This window comes from Bradyrhizobium sp. LA6.8, from assembly GCF_040547935.1.
Lineage (GTDB): Bacteria > Pseudomonadota > Alphaproteobacteria > Rhizobiales > Xanthobacteraceae > Bradyrhizobium > Bradyrhizobium barranii.
The window spans coordinates 2,501-5,734 of sequence record NZ_JBEPQQ010000021.1; the positions used below are offsets into that span (position 1 = coordinate 2,501).

General features: G+C 53.6%; 2 tRNA genes and 2 rRNA genes (1 of these 4 running past the window's edge). All 4 read right to left on the reverse strand.

Annotated features, from left to right (window positions below):
• Positions 1-636 (reverse strand): 23S ribosomal RNA (locus ABIA90_RS45500); it reaches 2,237 nt to the left of the window's first position.
• Positions 637-1,047: 411 nt separating this feature from the next.
• Positions 1,048-1,123, reverse strand: a tRNA-Ala gene (locus tag ABIA90_RS45505).
• Positions 1,124-1,156: 33 nt separating this feature from the next.
• Positions 1,157-1,233 (reverse strand) — tRNA-Ile (locus ABIA90_RS45510).
• Between the two features lie 188 nt (positions 1,234-1,421).
• Positions 1,422-2,910: ribosomal RNA gene (locus ABIA90_RS45515) — 16S ribosomal RNA — on the reverse strand.
• Together the 16S and 23S rRNA genes with 2 tRNA genes alongside form the textbook arrangement of a ribosomal RNA operon.
• Positions 2,911-3,234 lie beyond the last annotated feature (324 nt).

Genomic DNA, 3,234 nt, shown 5'->3' on the forward strand with positions numbered 1-3,234 from the left:
TGTTTGTAGGTGTCCGGTTTCAGGTCTATTTCACTCCCCTCGTCGGGGTGCTTTTCACCTTTCCCTCACGGTACTGGTTCACTATCGGTCGCTGAGGAGTACTTAGGCTTGGAGGGTGGTCCCCCCGCGTTCAGACAGGATTTCACGTGTCCCGCCTTACTCGTGGATACATCATCGCATTACTCGTACGGGGCTATCACCCTCTAAGGCCCGGCTTTCCTGACCGGTTCCGATTGTCTTTGATGTATCACTGGCCTGGTCCGCGTTCGCTCGCCACTACTAACGGAGTCTCTGTTGATGTCCTTTCCTCCAGGTACTTAGATGTTTCAGTTCCCTGGGTTTGCTTGAAACCTCCTATGTATTCAGAAGTCTCATACCTTCTCTTGATAACCGGAAATCCAAAACCTCTTCGATCGAAATCTAAAGGCCTAGGCATCTCTCATTTCTGATCGAACCCCACACCAATGTCTTTCGACAAAGGTCTTGGAGTTCCGGCTATCGAAGGTGGGTTTCCCCATTCGGAAATCCATGGATCAAAGCTTCTTCGCAGCTCCCCACGGCTTATCGCAGCGTAGCACGTCCTTCATCGCCTCTCAGCGCCAAGGCATCCACCGAACACCCTTAAGGCACTTGATTGCTCTCATTATCAATGTCCACACACTCGGCAGAATGTTGTCTGCAGAATTACCTTGCGGCACGCGCCCTCGATGAACGCTATCTGCAGCCGGACAATGATTAGAAAGACCAGCTTGCTTCGTAAGATCGTTCCGATAGCGAGGCGGTCAAGCTTCGCTAAAAGGATCATTTACAACTCGCATTCCTTCCAGACGCAGCCTTGTGAGCTACATTGAAAGGCGCACGAGCGCCGAAATGATCCGGAGATAATGAAGTATCGCGCAACAATTGCTTGTTGCCCGATCCAACTCGGATCGATCTCCTCTTTACGATGTCAGAAATCACGCAGCTTACTGTCCATCCGGACTAGCAAGTGCGAAGTGATGTTTCGCGGACGATTTAGGTGCACGATCAGTCGATGATCAAACCATCTGGTGGAGCCAGACGGGATCGAACCGACGACCTCATGCTTGCAAAGCACGCGCTCTCCCAGCTGAGCTATGGCCCCGTAACCAGAAGACGAATGCTCACTCGATGAGTGTGGTGGGCCTGGGAAGACTTGAACTTCCGACCTCACGCTTATCAAGCGCGCGCTCTAACCAACTGAGCTACAAGCCCCTAACGCATATCCAGTCAAGGACCAGGGATTCTGCAAGCTTGCAGCCCCAGCGCGTGTTCGTCCGCGAAGAAAGAGAAACGAAGACGGCGAAATCCCGCCAATGCAGCTCAACAATCCTGACGATCGTTGGCCACTGATGTTTCTAAAACGGTTCGATAGAAGCAAGCTTCTGAAGAACCATCCTTAGAAAGGAGGTGATCCAGCCGCAGGTTCCCCTACGGCTACCTTGTTACGACTTCACCCCAGTCGCTGACCCTACCGTGGCCGGCTGCCTCCATTGCTGGTTAGCGCACCGTCTTCAGGTAAAACCAACTCCCATGGTGTGACGGGCGGTGTGTACAAGGCCCGGGAACGTATTCACCGTGGCGTGCTGATCCACGATTACTAGCGATTCCAACTTCATGGGCTCGAGTTGCAGAGCCCAATCCGAACTGAGACGGCTTTTTGAGATTTGCGAAGGGTTGCCCCTTAGCGTCCCATTGTCACCGCCATTGTAGCACGTGTGTAGCCCAGCCCGTAAGGGCCATGAGGACTTGACGTCATCCCCACCTTCCTCGCGGCTTATCACCGGCAGTCTCCTTAGAGTGCTCAACTAAATGGTAGCAACTAAGGACGGGGGTTGCGCTCGTTGCGGGACTTAACCCAACATCTCACGACACGAGCTGACGACAGCCATGCAGCACCTGTGTTCCAGGCTCCGAAGAGAAGGTCACATCTCTGCGACCGGTCCTGGACATGTCAAGGGCTGGTAAGGTTCTGCGCGTTGCGTCGAATTAAACCACATGCTCCACCGCTTGTGCGGGCCCCCGTCAATTCCTTTGAGTTTTAATCTTGCGACCGTACTCCCCAGGCGGAATGCTTAAAGCGTTAGCTGCGCCACTAGTGAGTAAACCCACTAACGGCTGGCATTCATCGTTTACGGCGTGGACTACCAGGGTATCTAATCCTGTTTGCTCCCCACGCTTTCGTGCCTCAGCGTCAGTATCGGGCCAGTGAGCCGCCTTCGCCACTGGTGTTCTTGCGAATATCTACGAATTTCACCTCTACACTCGCAGTTCCACTCACCTCTCCCGAACTCAAGATCTTCAGTATCAAAGGCAGTTCTGGAGTTGAGCTCCAGGATTTCACCCCTGACTTAAAGACCCGCCTACGCACCCTTTACGCCCAGTGATTCCGAGCAACGCTAGCCCCCTTCGTATTACCGCGGCTGCTGGCACGAAGTTAGCCGGGGCTTATTCTTGCGGTACCGTCATTATCTTCCCGCACAAAAGAGCTTTACAACCCTAGGGCCTTCATCACTCACGCGGCATGGCTGGATCAGGGTTGCCCCCATTGTCCAATATTCCCCACTGCTGCCTCCCGTAGGAGTTTGGGCCGTGTCTCAGTCCCAATGTGGCTGATCATCCTCTCAGACCAGCTACTGATCGTCGCCTTGGTGAGCCATTACCTCACCAACTAGCTAATCAGACGCGGGCCGATCTTTCGGCGATAAATCTTTCCCCGTAAGGGCTTATCCGGTATTAGCACAAGTTTCCCTGTGTTGTTCCGAACCAAAAGGTACGTTCCCACGCGTTACTCACCCGTCTGCCGCTGACGTATTGCTACGCCCGCTCGACTTGCATGTGTTAAGCCTGCCGCCAGCGTTCGCTCTGAGCCAGGATCAAACTCTCAAGTTGGACTTGAACTTTGAACCGGCTGATCACAACGTTTGACGAGGTCCCACCATTATTTCGACAACCGAAGTCGTCGAGCTGCCCGCGATTCACATCGCTGGCAGCGATGGTGTTTCCTTTAAAACGTGTACCGCCGAAGTCTTTCGTCCCCTCTCAGAACTCAAAAGCCGAAGCTCTTCAGTGTCCGAGAGGCGCAAGGACTCCGCCGTCCACGTTTCTCTTTCTTCATCTTCACTTGTCAAACAGCCCGGGACCAGGAGGCCCCAACCTTCCAGAGTGGAAGGGTTCCGACACCCTTACCGACGATGAATGAACTCCAATCGACTT